Annotated in this window: 17 protein-coding genes, 1 tRNA gene and 1 pseudogene; 9 read left to right on the top strand and 10 right to left on the bottom strand. The window is 70.0% G+C overall.

Annotation, left to right across the window (positions count from 1 at the left end; translation table 11 throughout):
* Together ABD378_RS27905 and ABD378_RS27900 are read left to right on the top strand one after the other, a co-directional pair.
* On the top strand, positions 1-428 hold a 428-nt coding region (locus ABD378_RS27905; protein WP_425583868.1), incomplete at its 5' end, for a tetratricopeptide repeat protein.
* A gap of 92 nt (positions 429-520) precedes the next feature.
* Positions 521-594 (top strand) — tRNA-Met (locus ABD378_RS27900).
* An 89-nt stretch (positions 595-683) separates the two neighbouring features.
* Here ABD378_RS27900 and ABD378_RS27895 read toward each other — a convergent pair.
* From ABD378_RS27895 to ABD378_RS27880, 4 genes are all read right to left on the bottom strand, one after another.
* Entirely contained in the window at positions 684-1,841 is a 1,158-nt protein-coding gene (locus ABD378_RS27895; protein ID WP_344525020.1) for an ABC transporter substrate-binding protein, read from the bottom strand.
* Positions 1,842-1,870: 29 nt separating this feature from the next.
* Positions 1,871-2,746 carry an ABC transporter permease gene (locus ABD378_RS27890; protein WP_344525016.1) on the bottom strand — a complete coding sequence of 292 codons (876 nt, stop codon included), beginning with the start codon at positions 2,744-2,746 and terminating at the stop codon, positions 1,871-1,873.
* Positions 2,743-3,528 carry an ABC transporter ATP-binding protein gene (locus tag ABD378_RS27885; RefSeq protein WP_344525014.1) on the bottom strand — a complete coding sequence of 262 codons (786 nt, stop codon included), beginning with the start codon at positions 3,526-3,528 and terminating at the stop codon, positions 2,743-2,745. The genes ABD378_RS27890 and ABD378_RS27885 overlap by 4 nt, the downstream gene beginning before the upstream one ends.
* A gap of 174 nt (positions 3,529-3,702) precedes the next feature.
* Positions 3,703-4,119, bottom strand: a complete 417-nt coding sequence (locus tag ABD378_RS27880; RefSeq protein WP_344525012.1) for a Fur family transcriptional regulator — start codon at positions 4,117-4,119, stop codon at positions 3,703-3,705.
* A 126-nt stretch (positions 4,120-4,245) separates the two neighbouring features.
* On the opposite strand from ABD378_RS27880, the gene ABD378_RS27875 reads away from it, so the two are divergent.
* Positions 4,246-5,724, top strand: a complete 1,479-nt coding sequence (locus ABD378_RS27875) for a catalase (protein ID WP_344525010.1) — start codon at positions 4,246-4,248, stop codon at positions 5,722-5,724.
* A gap of 110 nt (positions 5,725-5,834) precedes the next feature.
* Here ABD378_RS27875 and ABD378_RS27870 read toward each other — a convergent pair whose 3' ends face one another.
* Both ABD378_RS27870 and hisN read right to left on the bottom strand, forming a co-directional pair.
* Positions 5,835-6,227 carry a CBS domain-containing protein gene (locus ABD378_RS27870; RefSeq protein ID WP_344525008.1) on the bottom strand — a complete coding sequence of 131 codons (393 nt, stop codon included), beginning with the start codon at positions 6,225-6,227 and terminating at the stop codon, positions 5,835-5,837.
* Between the two features lie 145 nt (positions 6,228-6,372).
* Entirely contained in the window at positions 6,373-7,173 is an 801-nt protein-coding gene (gene hisN, locus ABD378_RS27865; protein WP_344525006.1) for a histidinol-phosphatase, read from the bottom strand.
* A 162-nt stretch (positions 7,174-7,335) separates the two neighbouring features.
* On the opposite strand from hisN, the gene ABD378_RS27860 reads away from it, so the two are divergent.
* A complete protein-coding gene (locus ABD378_RS27860) occupies positions 7,336-7,941 on the top strand; it encodes a TetR/AcrR family transcriptional regulator (RefSeq protein ID WP_344525004.1) in 606 nt (201 codons plus the stop codon).
* 19 nt (positions 7,942-7,960) lie between these two features.
* On the opposite strand, the gene ABD378_RS27855 is transcribed toward ABD378_RS27860, so the two are convergent.
* The 4 genes from ABD378_RS27855 to ABD378_RS27840 form a co-directional block, all read right to left on the bottom strand.
* Entirely contained in the window at positions 7,961-8,284 is a 324-nt protein-coding gene (locus tag ABD378_RS27855; protein WP_344525002.1) for a DMT family transporter, read from the bottom strand.
* 109 nt (positions 8,285-8,393) lie between these two features.
* A complete protein-coding gene (rsgA, locus tag ABD378_RS27850; protein WP_344525000.1) occupies positions 8,394-9,404 on the bottom strand; it encodes a ribosome small subunit-dependent GTPase A in 1,011 nt (336 codons plus the stop codon).
* A gap of 15 nt (positions 9,405-9,419) precedes the next feature.
* A complete protein-coding gene (gene aroA, locus ABD378_RS27845; protein ID WP_344524998.1) occupies positions 9,420-10,736 on the bottom strand; it encodes a 3-phosphoshikimate 1-carboxyvinyltransferase in 1,317 nt (438 codons plus the stop codon).
* 41 nt (positions 10,737-10,777) lie between these two features.
* Entirely contained in the window at positions 10,778-11,500 is a 723-nt protein-coding gene (locus ABD378_RS27840) for a M50 family metallopeptidase (protein ID WP_344524996.1), read from the bottom strand.
* A gap of 61 nt (positions 11,501-11,561) precedes the next feature.
* Here ABD378_RS27840 and ABD378_RS27835 point away from each other — a divergent pair, with 61 nt between their 5' ends.
* From ABD378_RS27835 to ABD378_RS27815, 5 genes and pseudogenes are all read left to right on the top strand, one after another.
* The gene (locus ABD378_RS27835; protein ID WP_344524994.1) at positions 11,562-12,377 is read left to right on the top strand and encodes an SOS response-associated peptidase; all 816 of its coding nucleotides are present in this window, start codon (positions 11,562-11,564) and stop codon (positions 12,375-12,377) included.
* Position 12,378: 1 nt separating this feature from the next.
* On the top strand, positions 12,379-13,044 hold the full coding sequence (locus ABD378_RS27830) for an alpha/beta hydrolase family protein (RefSeq protein WP_386543949.1): 666 nt from the start codon (positions 12,379-12,381) through the stop codon (positions 13,042-13,044).
* Between the two features lie 221 nt (positions 13,045-13,265).
* The gene (locus ABD378_RS27825; protein WP_344524992.1) at positions 13,266-13,946 is read left to right on the top strand and encodes a sigma-70 family RNA polymerase sigma factor; all 681 of its coding nucleotides are present in this window, start codon (positions 13,266-13,268) and stop codon (positions 13,944-13,946) included.
* Complete coding sequence (rsrA, locus tag ABD378_RS27820) at positions 13,943-14,287, top strand: mycothiol system anti-sigma-R factor (RefSeq protein WP_344524990.1); 345 nt, start codon at positions 13,943-13,945, stop codon at positions 14,285-14,287. Before ABD378_RS27825 ends, rsrA begins: the two co-directional genes overlap by 4 nt.
* Before the next feature lie 205 nt (positions 14,288-14,492).
* Positions 14,493-14,701 (top strand): annotated as a pseudogene (locus tag ABD378_RS27815) (HD-GYP domain-containing protein); the annotation flags it as partial.

Below are 14,701 nucleotides of genomic sequence, written 5' to 3'. Positions count from 1 at the left end.
CGCCCGCGCTCGGCGAGCCCGCCGCGGAGAAGACCGAGTGCGAGGAGTGGTACGAGCGGGCTGCCGAGCAGGGGCACCGGCGTGCGCAGGTCCGGGTCGGGATGCTGGCCGCGGGGCGCGGGGATGTCGTCGAGGCGGCGCGTTGGTACCGCCTTGCGGCGGACGCGGGCAGCCGGAACGGCGCGTTCAACCTGGGGCTGCTGCTGGCGCGTGAGGGCAGTGAACCCGAGGCCGCGCTCTGGTGGACCCGCGCCGCTGACGCGGGGCACGGCCGGGCCGCGTTGCGGCTCGCGCTGCTCTACGCCCGGCGCGGGCAGCTGGTGGAGGGGCAGCGGTGGGCTTCCCGTGCCGTTGAGCTGGGGCCCGCGGAGGTTTCCGAGCGGGCGGGCCGGCTGCGCGAGGCGTTGCAGCAGGAGCTGACCGCGTAGGCCAGAAGGCCTGCGGAACGCCTGCCCACAGCGGGGCGCCGGAACGGATTTGCGCTGGTCGTCGCCGTTGACGTACGGTTACAACACAACGGCGCGGGGTGGAGCAGCTCGGTAGCTCGCTGGGCTCATAACCCAGAGGTCGCAGGTTCAAATCCTGTCCCCGCTACTAAAGGCCAGAGGCCGGGAAGCATTAGCTTCCCGGCCTCTGGTGTGTTCAGTGGCGCTTGATCAAGACGGCTTGATAAAGACGGCTCGTCAAGACGGCTTGTGGCCCACCGCCTCCTCGTACAGCCTGCGGTCCACCGCCTTCCCCTCCGGGACCTTGTCGCCCTTGGCGACGCCCGCCGCCTCGTACGCAGCCTGGAGCCGGTCCGTCGTGCCCTTCCGGATCTCCCAGTCCATGCGCAGGGACGGAGTCGACCTCAGGACCGCCTCGTCGGTCTTCAGGAGCTTCGCGAGATCGGCCACGAAGGTCTTGTCCGCCTTGTAGTCACCGGCGAAGTACGTGTTCACGGTCCTGATGTACGCGCGCAGCAGGGCGACGCCCGCGTCCGGGTCCTCGTTGAGGAGATTGGGGCCGAACAGGAGGCCGCCGAGCGGTTCGCCCTGAGGCTGGCCGCCGAGGTACGCGTACTGCTTGTCGCCGTCGACCTTGCGCCAGACCGGGTCGAGGAGCCAGGCGGAGTCGGTGCCGCCGTTCTGCAGGGCGGTCAGGACGTCCGCCGAGCCCAGCTGCTGGAACTGGATCTTGTCGAGGCCGCCGCCGTGCTTCTTCAGGGTCTTGCCCATGGGGTACGAGATGACCGAGCCCTTGCCGATCATGGTGCCGAGCTTGCGGCCCGCCATCGGGACGTGCGCCGCGCTCTCGCCCTTCTTCAGCTTCACCCACAGGCCGCTCTTGGACCGGGGGTCGGGGGAGAAGTTGCCGGCCGCCCACTTGATGGTGAAGCCGCTGGTGATGCCGTTCATGACGGCGGCCTCGGGGGCGGCCCACTGGGCGTCGATGTCTCCCTTGGCCAGGAGCGGGAGGGCGTCGGGGGTCGGGAGCACCTTGAGGTGGACGTCCAGGCCCTCCTTCTTGAACTCACCCTTCTCTACGGCCATTTGGAGAGGCGCGACGTACTCGGCGCTCAGCGTTCCGGTCGCGATGGTGAGGCTGCGCTCCTTGGGCAGGGGGCGCGGGGCAGGTGCGCCCTTGTCGCAGCGGGCGGGCGCCCGGTCCTCGGCGAGGTCGGCCGGGTCCGTCCAGCTGCCCTTGCCGCAGCCGGGGACCGCCTTGATCGCGCGGGGCTTCGCGGACGCCGCCGAGTCCGTGGTGGTGTCGTCCTCCTTCGCGCAGCCCGCGGAGGCGAGCAGCGAGCCCGCGAGGAGCAGCGTGAGGGCCGAGACGCGGGTGCGGGTGCGGGTATGCATGGCGCCTCCGAGCGCATTCGTACGTACGTTCATGACTGGCTTCTGCCGCGGTCGCGCGGGGCCCACGGAGTGAGCAACCGACCTGCGATCCGCACCAGTTCGGAGAAGACGACGCCGAGCACGGCGACGCAGACGATGCCGACGAACATCACGTCGTTCTGGAACAGCGCCCGGGAGTCGAAGATCAGGTGGCCGAGGCCGTTCGACGCCGCGATCTGCTCCGACGCGACGATCACCAGGACCGCGACACCCGCCGCGATCCGCGCGCCAACGAGCACGGCGGGCAGCGAGGCGGGCAGCAGGACATGGCGGAACATCTGCCACGGCGACGCACCGAAGACCTGGCCCGCGTCGCGGTGGCCGGAGGGCACGGCGAGCACCGCCGCCATCGTCGAGATCCAGACGAAGAAGAAGACGGTGGCTGCCACGAGCGCGATCTGCGGGCCCTCCCCGAGGCCGAACATGTTCAGGAAGACGGGCAGCAGGGCGAGCTTCGGTACGACGTACAGCGCGTCCAGGAGCGGTTCGAGCGCCGCGCGTACGAGGGAGAGCGAGCCCATGAGGAGGCCGAGCGCATAGCCGGTGACCGTGCCGATCGCGTACCCGGCGAGCACGCGCTTGAGCGTGGCCCACACGTCGGGCCACAGATCGCCGTCCGCCGCGCGCTCCCAGCCGTCCTCGAGGATGGTCTGGGGCGCGGGGTAGACACGGTCGTCGATCCAGCTCTGGGTGGCGGCCAGTTGCCAGAGGAGGATCAGGGCGAGGGGGACGGCGACGGCGAGGCCGATCTCCAGGGTGCGGCGCCTGCGGTGGGTGCGGGTGGGGTGGAGTTCCTGGGGTCCTGGCCTGCGGACGAGCACGCTGTCCTCGGGGGCTGCCGCCTTGCGCGGGGTGGCCGTCGTCATGCCGGGACCGCCTCGTCCTCGCGGACCACCTCGCCGCGCAGCAGGTCCCACAACTCGCCCTTGAGGGCGGTGAATTCGGGGGTCGCGCGTACGTCGCCGGTGCGGGGCCTCGGGAACGGCGGGCGGTGTTCGGCGATGATGCGGCCCGGCCGGGCCGACATGACCAGGACGCGGTCGCCGAGCACGATCGCCTCTTCGAGGCTGTGGGTGATGAAGAGGGTGGTGGTGCGGGTGGTCTGGGTGAGGTCGAGGAGCTCGTCCTGGAGGATCGTGCGGAGCTGGGCGTCCAGGGCCGCGAAGGGCTCGTCCATCAGGAGGATCTCGGGCTCCACGGCCAGGGCGCGGGCGATGGCCACGCGTTGGCGCATGCCGCCGGAGAGGGTGGCGGGGTAGGCGTCGGCGAAGTCGGCGAGGCCCAGGCGGGTGAGCCAGTCGGTGGCCCGGGCGTCCGCCTCGCGGCGGGGGACCTTCTGGATGTCCAGGCCGAAGCGGACGTTGGCCTGGACGGTCTTCCAGTCGTAGATGCCGTAGTCCTGGAAGATCATCGCTGCGGGGCGCGGGTCCGCCGTGCGGATCTTCAGCTCTCCCCTGCTGGGCCGCAGGAGGCCTGCGGCTATGCGGAGGAGTGTTGATTTTCCGCAGCCGGAGGGGCCGACTATGCAGGTGAATTCGCCGGGGGCGACGGTGAGGTCTACCGGGCCTAGCGCGTCCACGGCTCTGGCGCCGCGGCCGAACGTTCTCGTCACTGCGTGGGCTTCTAGTTTGGGGTGCGGATCTCCCACGGGGTCTCCTCGCGGAGGGCAGGCGGATATTTGGGCCCGCCGACGATATGACGCACCGTCAGATTCCGGAAGAGGTCTGCCCTGGCTGAGATTCGCTGCCGACTGCCGACCGTGGTCGGTTTGTGCCCACCCGTTCCGCCCTTGCGGAACGCCTGCCCACAAACCGACAGACTGCTACGCCGCCGCGCAGTTCGGGCATGTGCCCCTGTAGGTGACGTCCGCGCCCTCGATCGTGAAGCCGAAGCGTTCCGAGTCGGGGAGGCTGCTCAGGGGGTTGCCCGTGGGGTGGACGTCGCGGATCGTGCCGCACTGCGCGCACACCAGGTGCTGGTGGGGGCGGTGGGCGTTCGGGTCGTACCGCTTGGCCCTGCGGTCCGTCGAGACCTCGAGGACCTCACCGAGGGTCACCAGCTCGCCCAGGGTGTTGTAGACGGTGGCCCGGGAGATCTCGGGCAGCTTGTCCACCGCGCGGGAGTGCACCTCGTCCGCGGTCAGATGTACGTGATCCCCGTCGAGGACCTCGGCCACGACGCGCCGCTGTGCGGTCATGCGCCAACCGCGTCCGCGCAGTCGTTCCAACAGGTCGCTCATGTGAACCAGCCTAGCAGGCGAAGGACCTAAGTCCCGACGAGGTGTGACTTTGGATGTTTACTTGACTTAGACAAAGTCCATCGTAGGATCAGGGACAGGCAAACGCCAAGGACAGGACTTGCAGGAATGACGCAGGAGGCGCACGTGACGCAGGGACCGCTCACCACGGAGGCCGGCGCGCCGGTCGCCGACAATCAGAACAGTGAGACCGCTGGTGTCGGCGGTCCGGTGCTCGTGCAGGACCAGGCGCTGCTGGAGAAGCTCGCGCACTTCAACCGCGAGCGCATCCCGGAGCGCATCGTCCACGCGCGCGGTGCCGGTGCGTACGGCACCTTCACGCTGACCCGTGACGTCTCGCAGTGGACGCGTGCGAAGTTCCTCTCCGAGGTCGGCAAGCAGACGGAGACCTTCCTCCGGTTCTCCACCGTCGCGGGCAACCTCGGCTCCGCCGACGCCGTGCGCGACCCCCGTGGCTTCGCGCTGAAGTTCTACACGGAGGAGGGGAACTACGACCTGGTCGGGAACAACACCCCCGTCTTCTTCATCAAGGACGCCATCAAGTTCCCCGACTTCATCCACACGCAGAAGCGCGACCCGTACACGGGCTCGCAGGAAGCCGACAACGTGTGGGACTTCTGGGGCCTGAGCCCCGAGTCGACCCACCAGGTCACCTGGCTCTTCGGTGACCGCGGCATCCCGGCGACGCTGCGCCACATGAACGGGTACGGCTCGCACACGTACCAGTGGAACAACGAGGCCGGCGAGGTCTTCTGGGTCAAGTACCACTTCAAGACCGACCAGGGGATCAAGAACCTGACGGCGGCCGACGCGGCGAAGCTCGCGGGTGAGGACGCCGACTCCCACCAGCGCGACCTCCGCGAGGCCATCGAGCGCGGCGAGTTCCCGTCCTGGACCGTGCAGGTGCAGATCATGCCGGCGGCCGACGCGGCGACCTACCGCTTCAACCCGTTCGACCTCACCAAGGTGTGGCCGCACGAGGACTACCCGCCGATCGAGATCGGCAAGCTGGAGCTCAACCGCAACCCGGAGAACATCTTCGCCGAGGTCGAGCAGAGCATTTTCTCGCCCGCGCACTTCGTGCCCGGCATCGGTCCCTCGCCGGACAAGATGCTGCAGGGCCGCCTCTTCGCGTACGGCGACGCCCACCGCTACCGCGTCGGCATCAACGCCGACCACCTGCCGGTGAACCGCCCGCACGCCACCGAGGCGCGCACCAACTCGCGTGACGGCGCGCTGTACGACGGCCGCCACAAGGGTGCGAAGAACTACGAGCCGAACTCCTTCGGCGGCCCGTTCCAGACGGACCGGCCGCTGTGGGTGTCCACCCCGGTCACCGGTGGCACGGGCAACCACGAGGCCCCCTCGCACGCCGAGGACAACGACTTCGTGCAGGCGGGCAACCTCTACCGCAAGATGTCCGAGGACGAGAAGGCGCGTCTGATCGAGAACCTCGCGGGCAACATCGCGGGTGTCTCGCGCGACGACATCGCCGAGCGCGCGATCAACAACTTCCGCCAGGCGGACGGTGACTTCGGCAAGCGCCTCGAGGCCGCGGTCCAGGCCCTTCGCCCCCTTTCCGCCTAAACCGGCGGCGCTCTCGCGGAGGTGGTGCTCGCCGTGGGGGTTCCTCAATTGATGGTTGCGGTTTAGTACGGCGCCTGTGCGGACCTTTCCGTACAGGCGCCGTCGTGTGATCAGGCGGGGACGCGGCGCCTGCTCGGGGCCCAGCAGCGGATGATGTCGCGGACCGAGACGATGCCGATCGGTTCGTTCCCGTCCATCACGATCAGGTGCCGGAAGCCGCCGTGCGACATGGCGTCGGCCGCCTCCTCCAGAGTCCATGACGGGGCGGCGAAGACGACATCGGTCGTGGTGTGCGTGCCGGCGGTCTCGGTGTCGGGGTTCTGGCCGAGCCCCAGCGAGATGAGGACGTCGCGCTCGGTCAGGATTCCCAGACCGGAGTTGTCAGCGTCGAGGACGACGGCCGCGCCGACGCGGCGCGTCGACATCAGCCGGGCCGCCTGGCGCAGTGTGTGGGCGGGACCGATGGTGAGGACCATCGTGCTCATGGCGTCGCGGACGAGCATGGGCTGAGCCACCTCCTGGGTGGACCGCTGGAGAAGCGATTCACAAGTTCACAAGTGGGGGGACTCTCAGAGTCGCAGCCATGCGGGTCGTCAACAAGGGGGCGCGTGCCGCCAGTTCAGGGCGTGCGCCCGAGGGGCGTACGCCTCAGTAGCGCTGGTTGAGGTAGCCGAGCAGCTCGTCGTGGAGCAGGCCGTTCGATGCCGCCGCGTTGCCGCTGTGCGGGCCCGGAGCGCCATCGAGGCCGGTGAAGGTGCCGCCCGCCTCGGTCACGATGATCGCGGTCGCCGCCATGTCCCAGAGCGAGAGCTCGGGCTCCGCGCAGATGTCGATCGAGCCCTCGGCGACCATCATGTACGGCCAGAAGTCGCCGTACCCGCGCGTGCGCCAGACCGCGCGGGTGAGGTCCATGAACCCGTCCAGGCGGCCCTGTTCCTCCCAGCCCGTGAGCGAGGAGTACGCGAAGGACGCGTCCTGGAGCCGCGAGACCTTGGAGGCCTTGAGCCGGGTCGCCGAGGTCAGGCTGCGCCCGGTGAAGGCACCCGCGCCCTTCGCCGCCCACCAGCGCCGGCCGAGCGCGGGCGCCGACACGACACCCACCACCGGCTGGAAACCGCCCTCGCCCGCCTCCATCAGGGAGATCAGCGTGGCCCAGACCGGCACGCCGCGTACGTAGTTCTTGGTGCCGTCGATCGGGTCGATCACCCAGCGGCGGGGGCCCGTGCCCTCGACGCCGAACTCCTCGCCGAGGATCGCGTCGCGCGGCCGCCCCCGCTTCAGGTTCGACCTGATCAGCTCCTCGGCCGTTTTGTCCGCCTCACTCACCGGCGTCATGTCCGGCTTGGTCTCGACCTTGAGGTCGAGGGCCTTGAACCGGTCCATCGTCGCGGCGTCGGCGGCGTCCGCGAGGACGTGGGCAAGACGCAGATCATCGTGGTAGTCGGGCATGAGTGAACAGTATCGATCTCGTTGTGCCTGAGCCACAGCGCCGTATGTCCGGGCCATTCCGGGACATGACGTATACCGTGCCAGGTCGCGCCCGGGCTATTGACACCGCCTCCGAGCACGTCAACTCTGGCCGCAGAGCCGCTGCGGCCCCGGGAGGCGACGATGCCTGCAGCACGGGAATCCTTACTGGACGCAGCCCGCACGGCGCTCGCCCGCCGGCCCTGGCCAGGCGTTCGCATGGTCGATGTCGCGGCCACCGCCGGGGTGTCCCGGCAGACCCTCTACAACGAGTTCGGCAGCAAGGACGGCCTCGCGCGCGCCCTGCTCCGCCGCGAGTCGGACGCGTATCTGCACGGCGTGGAGCGCGCGTTGGCCGTGGAGGGCGGGCCGGTGGACCGGCTCGCCGCCGTGAGCGCGTGGACGATCGCGGCCGCGCGGGGGAACGAGCTCACGCGGGCCATGCTCACCGGCTGCTGGAGCGAACGCCTGCCCGCGCCGAGCGGGCCCCGGGCCTCCGCTTCGCCCGTACCGGCACAGCGGCGTGCGGACGCGGGTGTCCCCTCGCCCGCCGAACTGCTCGCCCTCGTCCGGGAGAAGGCGGTGAACGCGCTGAACGGCAGGGCGCGGCCGAAGGACACGGAAGAGCTGGCCATGGCCTGCGAGAGCGCCGTGCGGATGGCGCTGTCGTACGTCGTCGCGCCCTCGACGGCGGGCGAGGATCCGGTGGAACTGGTGCGCGGGGTCCTCGGGCGATGGATCAACGCCTGAGGGTCCGGCACTGGCGTGCTCAGTGGGCGGAGCCCGAGAGCTGCAGGCCGATGACGCCGGCGATGACCAGCGAGATGGAGACGATCTTGAGGGTGGAGACCACGTCGCCGAGGAAGATCATTCCGTAGATCGCGGTGCCCGCGGCGCCGATGCCCGTCCAGACCGCGTACGCGGGACCCACGTCGAGCTTCCGCAGCGCGAGCGTGAGCAGGCCGAAACTGCCCAGTGCGAAGGCCGCGAAGGTGATCGTCGGCCAGAGCCGGGTGAAGCCGTGCGAGAGCTTGAGACAGACCGCGAAACCGGTCTCCAGGAACCCCGCGACGATGACCAGCAGCCACGCCATGTATCTGCCTCCCGCAACCGTACGTTCGGTGACCGCTTCGCCTGGCTTGGGTCAGGCATGGTGCGATTATGCCCTTGCCACTGTGCCTGGGGCGCAAACAACGGCGAGGTCAGTCGTCCTCGCGTCGCTCACGGGTCGCGAGGAGCCTGCGCAGTGAGTAGAGCCGCTGCGGATCCGCGTGCCCCTCCGCCACCCACGCGTCGAGCGCGCAGTCCGCCTCGTCGTGGCTGCACGCGCGCGGGCAGCCCTCCGTCCCCGGCACCAGGTCGGGGAAGGCGAGGATGACGCGGGACGGGTCGACGTGGTGCAGGCCGAAGGACCGCACGCCGGGCGTGTCGACCACCCACCCGCCGCAGCCGGCCAGGGGGAGCGCGAGCGCCGACACGGTGGTGTGCCTGCCGCGGCCCGTGACGGCGTTGACGTGCCCGGTGCTGCGCCGCTGCTCCTCCGGGACCAGGGCGTTGACCAGCGTCGTCTTGCCCACTCCGGAGTGGCCGACGAACGCGGTGATCTTGCCGTCGAGCACTTCGTGCACCCGGGCGAGCTCCGCGCCGTCGGTGAACTCCTCGCGGCTGGTGACGACATAGGGCATGTCGAGCGTGGAGTAGGTCTCCAGGATCTTGTCGGCTGACGCCAGGTCGGACTTGGTCAGGACGAGGAGCGGCGTGAGACCGCCGTCGTACGCCGCCACGATGCAGCGGTCGATCAGGCGTGTGCGCGGCTCCGGATCGGCGAGGGCCGTGACGATGGCGAGCTGGTCCGCGTTGGCGACGACCACCCGCTCGTAGGGGTCGTCGTCGTCGGCCGTGCGCCGCAGGACCGACGTACGCGGTGAGATGCGCACGATGCGCGCGAGAGTGTCCTTCTTGCCGGAGAGATCGCCGACGAGCGAGACCCGGTCACCCACCACGGCGGCCTTGCGGCCCAGTTCGCGGGCCTTCATGGCCATCACGATCCGGTCGTCGACCAGGACGGTGAGGCGGCCACGGTCGACGGTGAGGACCATGCCGTCGGAGGCGTCCTCGTGCTTGGGCCTGATGTGGGTGCGGGGGCGGTTGCCCTTGCGGTTGGGGCGGACGCGGATGTCGTCCTCGTCGGGGTTCTTTCCGTAGCGGCGCATGTCTGGATCAGCCCGTCAGTTCCCGAGCATTCCGGTCCAGAGGTCGGGGAAGTCGGGCAGCGTCTTCGCCGTCGTCGCGACATTCTCGATCTGTACGCCCTCCACCGCCAGGCCGATGACGGCGCCCGCGGTGGCCATGCGGTGGTCGTCGTACGTGTGGAAGATCCCGCCGTGCAGGCGGCGCGGACGGATGTGCAGGCCGTCGGCGGTCTCGGTGACGTCGCCGCCGAGTTCGTTGATCTCCTTGGTGAGGGCCGCCAGGCGGTCCGTCTCGTGCAGCCGCAGGTGGGCGACGCCGCGCAGGGTCGAGGGGGAGTCCGCGAGGGCCGCGACGGCCGCGATGCCGGGGGTGAGCTCGCCGACCTCGCTCAGGTCCACGTCGATGCCGTGGATCGAGCCTGAGCCGGTGAACACGAGCCCCTGCTCGGTCAGTTCGCAGGAACCACCCATCTCGGTGAAGATCTCCCGCAGCTTGTCGCCGGGCTGCGTGGTGTGCGCGGGCCAGTCGGGGACGGTCACGCGGCCGCCGGTGACCAGGGCCGCGGCCAGGAACGGCTGGGCGTTGGAGAGGTCGGGCTCGACGGTCAGATCGCGGCCGAGGAGGGCGCCGGGGGTGACCCGCCACACGTTGGGCTCGCCGCCCGACTCCGGGGTGTCCACCTGGGCGCCGACCGCGCGGAGCATGTCGACGGTCATCCGGATGTGCGGCATGGAGGGCAGGGCGGAGCCGGTGTGACGCACCTCGACACCCTGGTTGAAGCGCGGGCCCGAGAGCAGCAGGGCGCTCACGAACTGCGAGGACGAGGAGGCGTCGATCTCGACCGGGCCGCCGTCCAGGGCGCCGCCGCCGTGCACGGTCAGCGGCAGCGCGCCGCGGCTGTCGTCGTCGATGCGGGCGCCGAGCGCGCGCAGGGCGTCGATCACGCCGTTCAGCGGACGCTCGTACGAACGGGGGTCGCCGTCGAAGCGGATCGCGCCGTCGGCGAGGGTGGCGACCGGGGGCAGGAAGCGCATGACCGTGCCGGCGTTGCCGACGTCGACCGTGGCGGGGCCCTGCAGGCCGGAGGGGATGACCCGCCAGGCCTCACCGGAACCGTCCGGGCCCACACCTTCCTCGATGCCGACGCCGAGTGCGCGCAGGGCGCCCGCCATCAGCAGGGTGTCGCGCGAGCGCAGCGGCCGGCGCAGCCAGCCCGGTTCGGCGGCGAGTGCGGCGAGGACGAGAGCGCGGTTGGTGACCGATTTGGACCCGGGCACATGGACCGTCGCGGCGACGGCTCCGCTCGCGTGCGGGGCTGGCCAGAGGGTGCTGTGCGCTGGATTTACGGTCATGCCCCCACTTTAGTGGCAGAGGGCTGGGGGAAGTCCGCTGCTCAGAGGCCGAGCAGCCAGCGTCCGCCGCCTAGCAGCGAGCACAGTGAGACGGCGTGGAAGAGGAAGAGCCACATCCCCGCGGGCACGTGCGTGAGCCGGGACAACTGGTCCGCGTCCGAGTCGCCCACGCCGCCGCGCCTGCGCTTGGACTGCAGCTCGAAGGCGGGACGCACGCCTCCCAGGAGCAGGAACCACACCGCCGCGTACGCGAACGCCGCCTGCACCTGTGAGCTGGTCAGCCAGGAGACGAGCAGGAAGGTGCCACCGGTGATGATCATGGTCAGGGCGCCGTACGCGTTCCTGATCATGACCAGCATCACTATGAGCAGCGCCGTCGCGATCCACAGGAACGCGGTGATGTGGCCGGCGGCGAGCAGTGCGGCGCCGCCGAGGCCGAGCAGGGGCGGCGCGGTGTAGCCCGACGCCGCGGTGAGGATCATGCCGAGCCCTGTGGGCTTGCCGCGGGAGACGGTGAGGCCGCTGGTGTCCGAGTGCAGCCGGATGCCGTCGAGGCGGCGGCCGGTCAGGAGGGCGATCAGGCCGTGGCCGCCCTCGTGCGCGATGGTGATCGCGTTGCGGGCGACCCGCCAGATGCCGTGCGGGACGACGACGGCGAGCGCGACGACGCCGGTGGCGATCACCAGCCACTCGTCGGGGGCGGCCTGTGTGCCGAAGACCCGGTCCCAGAGGTCGGTCAGGCTGGCGTTCGCGGTGCTTTGCATTGCGTGGGCCATCTTCAGGACCGGCTCCTCTGGTCGTACGGGGTCTGGCAGTCTGGCACGTATGTGCGGACGGTATGCATCGAGTCGTAGGCCCGAGGATCTCGCAGGAATCTTTGAGATCGAGAAGTGGGAGCCCGAGGAGGCCCTCGCCCCCGATTTCAACGTGGCTCCGACCAAGGAGGTCTACGCGGTCCTGGACCGTCCAGTGAAAGACGCGGAAGACCCCGCCCCGGTTCGCCAGCTGCGCACACTCAAGTGGGGCCTCGTCCCGTCCTGGTCCAAGACGCCCGAGGGCGGCGCCCGGATGATCAACGCCCGCGCGGAGACGGTGCACGAGAAGCCCTCCTACCGCCGGGCCTTCACCTCCCGCCGCTGCGTCATCCCGGCCGACGGCTACTACGAGTGGGTCACCGGGTCCGGCGAGCGGGAGCTGGAGGTCGAGGGCAAGAAGAAGCGCCCCCGCAAGCAGCCGTACTTCGTGACGCCCGCCGACGGCTCGGTCTTCGCGATGGCGGGGCTCTACGAGTTCTGGCGCGACAAGACGCTCCCCGACGAGCACCCCCTCGCCTGGTGGGTGACGTGCACGGTGATCACCACGGAGGCGGAGAACTCGCCCCTGGCGGTCGCACCGGACGAAGGCCCCCGCTCGCTGGCCGACATCCACCCGCGGATGCCCCTGATGCTGACGCCGGACCGCTGGGACGCCTGGCTCGACCCCTCGCGCACGGACGTCGAGGACCTGCGGCCCCTCCTGGAGCCGCCGCCGCACGGCCTGATGCGGGCCTACCCGGTGTCGACGGCGGTCAGCAACGTACGCAACAACGGGCCGGAGCTGCTGAAGGAGCTGGAGGGCCCCGAAGAAGGCACACTCTTCTGACGTGACCAAGAGCGAGATCAAGAGCGAGATCAAGAGCGAGATCGTCGAGACCGGCGCCGGTGAGGCGCGCATCACCTGGCACCTGGCCCCCAAGAAGAAGGCGCGGCTGATCCTCGCCCTCAGCCACGGCGCAGGAGGCGGCATCGAGGCCCGTGACCTGCGGGCCGTCGCCGCCGCCCTGCCCGCACGCGGCGTCACCGTCGCCCTCGTGGAGCAACCCTGGCGCGTCGCCGGGAAGAAACTGGCGCCCGCCCCGAAGACGCTGGACGTGGGATGGCGGGGCCTGTGGCCCGCTCTCGCCGAGCCCGGCCTCCCCGTGATCGCGGGCGGACGCAGCGCCGGGGCCCGCGTCGCGTGCCGTACGGCCACCGAACTCGGCGCCGTCGCCGTGCTCGCCCTGAGCTTCCCGCTGCACCCGCCGGGCAAGCCGGAGAAGTCGCGCGCGGAGGAACTGCTCGGCGCCGGGGTGCCCACCCTCGTCGTGCAGGGCGGCAACGACCCCTTCGGGAAGCCCGCCGAGTTCCCCGAAGGGACGTACGAACTCGTGGAGGTCCCCTACGGCGACCACGGCTTCGCGATCCCGAAACGCGCGGACATCGGCGAAGCCGAGGCCATGACGCTCATCACGGATGGCGTCATCCGATGGACGGGAATGTTGCGCGGATGACCTCTGTTGTGCGGAACAGACGCTAAACGCTGTTAGTACGAGAGGAAGTCCGCCGCATGGGTTCGACCATCTGCCCGGCCCGCTCCAGCGCCCCTGACCTGGAATGGACGGTGCTGAGCGCGCCCAAGACCGCTCCTATTCGGGCGGCGGCGGGACCGGATCGTCGTCTATCCTCCGATTCGAGTGGGGCTGCTTTCGGTCTCGCCACGTCTTTGGAGGAGGTGGGTCCGGTCACTGGGACCGACGCAGGGGCCGAGAACGGCCAGGCGGAGCGACCCGACGGAGGCGCCGAGACGCCGGCGGAGCGCACGGCCCGCTTCGAGCGGGACGCCCTGGGCTTCCTCGACCAGATGTACTCGGCGGCGCTGCGCATGACGCGCAACCCGGCGGACGCGGAGGACCTGGTGCAGGAGACCTACGCCAAGGCGTACGCGTCGTTCCACCAGTTCCGTGAGGGCACCAACCTCAAGGCGTGGCTGTACCGCATCCTCACCAACACGTTCATCAACTCGTACCGCAAGAAGCAGCGCGAGCCCCAGCGCAGCGCCGCCGAGGAGATCGAGGACTGGCAGCTCGCACGCGCCGAGTCGCACATGTCCACCGGTCTGCGCTCGGCCGAGTCGCAGGCGCTCGATCACCTGCCGGACTCGGACGTGAAGTCCGCACTGCAGGCGATCCCCGAGGAATTCCGCATCGCCGTCTATCTGGCCGACGTAGAGGGCTTTGCGTACAAGGAGATCGCGGACATTATGGGGACACCCATCGGTACGGTGATGTCCCGGTTGCACCGCGGCCGTCGCCAACTGCGCGGCATGCTCGAGGACTACGCCCGTGACCGCGGCCTCGTCCCGGCCGGCGCCGCGTCAGAGTCGTCGAACGAAGCGAAAGGCTCAGGCTCATGAGCTGCGGAGAGCCGCACGAGACGGATTGCAGTGAAGTCCTGGACCATCTCTATGAGTTCCTGGACCACGAGATGCCGGACAGCGACTGCACCAAGTTCGAGACGCACTTCGAGGAGTGCTCTCCGTGCCTGGAGAAGTACGGCCTCGAGCAGGCGGTCAAGAAGCTGGTGAAGCGCTGCTGCGGCCAGGACGACGTGCCCACCGACCTGCGCGCCAAGGTCATGGGACGCATCGATCTGATCCGCTCGGGCGAGGCCGTGCCCGACCACGACGTGACGGTGGAGACGGTGACCGCCGAGGGCAGTGTGTCCGCCAAGAGTCTGAGGGCCAAGGAAGCCTGAACTTCCGGTAGTTGAACGTGAGCAGGCCGTGACGGGATTCCCGTCACGGCCTGCTTTTTTCTGTTCACCGTCACTCGTACGTGCCAATTTCTGCGAGGGGGGCTCGGAGTGAGGGGCAGGCGTTCTAGTCTCCGGACCTTGGAACGTGGTCCCTGGGGACGGTCACGGGGGACCTGGGGACGGTCACGGGGGAGGAGACAGTGCCATGCGGTCCATCGCTCCATGGGCGCGCGTCTACATCCTGTGCGCCGCTCTCGCCGGCGCCGCCTGCGCCGCGCCCGCGCTGACCTCGCGCACGCCGTGGGGCGCGGTCGTGCTGCTCGCCGCGCTCTACGCCGGGTGCGAGCAGATCTCGCGGTGCCGCGTCATCGGCCGCCGCGCGGGGCACGGACTTCGGCACCCTCCTGGACAATG

The organism is Streptomyces rectiviolaceus (assembly GCF_039533825.1).
GTDB lineage: Bacteria > Actinomycetota > Actinomycetes > Streptomycetales > Streptomycetaceae > Streptomyces > Streptomyces rectiviolaceus.
Note: the sequence above shows the minus strand (reverse complement) of the source record. Positions and strands in the feature narration are given on the sequence as shown.

Excerpts from the sequence above, each read along its gene's own strand:
- hisN (WP_344525006.1), bottom strand. The coding sequence starts at position 7,173 with ATGCCCGACTACCACGATGATCTGCGTCTTGCCCACGTCCTCGCGGAC.
- ABD378_RS27855 (WP_344525002.1), bottom strand. The coding sequence starts at position 8,284 with ATGGCGTGGCTGCTGGTCATCGTCGCGGGGTTCCTGGAGACCGGTTTC.
- ABD378_RS27880 (WP_344525012.1), bottom strand. The coding sequence starts at position 4,119 with ATGAGCGACCTGTTGGAACGACTGCGCGGACGCGGTTGGCGCATGACC.
- rsrA (WP_344524990.1), top strand. The coding sequence starts at position 13,943 with ATGAGCTGCGGAGAGCCGCACGAGACGGATTGCAGTGAAGTCCTGGAC.
- ABD378_RS27860 (WP_344525004.1), top strand. The coding sequence starts at position 7,336 with ATGCCTGCAGCACGGGAATCCTTACTGGACGCAGCCCGCACGGCGCTC.
- ABD378_RS27870 (WP_344525008.1), bottom strand. The coding sequence starts at position 6,227 with ATGCTCGTCCGCGACGCCATGAGCACGATGGTCCTCACCATCGGTCCC.
- aroA (WP_344524998.1), bottom strand. The coding sequence starts at position 10,736 with ATGACCGTAAATCCAGCGCACAGCACCCTCTGGCCAGCCCCGCACGCG.
- ABD378_RS27895 (WP_344525020.1), bottom strand. The coding sequence starts at position 1,841 with ATGCATACCCGCACCCGCACCCGCGTCTCGGCCCTCACGCTGCTCCTC.
- ABD378_RS27835 (WP_344524994.1), top strand. The coding sequence starts at position 11,562 with ATGTGCGGACGGTATGCATCGAGTCGTAGGCCCGAGGATCTCGCAGGA.
- ABD378_RS27890 (WP_344525016.1), bottom strand. The coding sequence starts at position 2,746 with ATGACGACGGCCACCCCGCGCAAGGCGGCAGCCCCCGAGGACAGCGTG.
- ABD378_RS27875 (WP_344525010.1), top strand. The coding sequence starts at position 4,246 with ATGACGCAGGAGGCGCACGTGACGCAGGGACCGCTCACCACGGAGGCC.
- rsgA (WP_344525000.1), bottom strand. The coding sequence starts at position 9,404 with ATGCGCCGCTACGGAAAGAACCCCGACGAGGACGACATCCGCGTCCGC.
- ABD378_RS27840 (WP_344524996.1), bottom strand. The coding sequence starts at position 11,500 with ATGCAAAGCACCGCGAACGCCAGCCTGACCGACCTCTGGGACCGGGTC.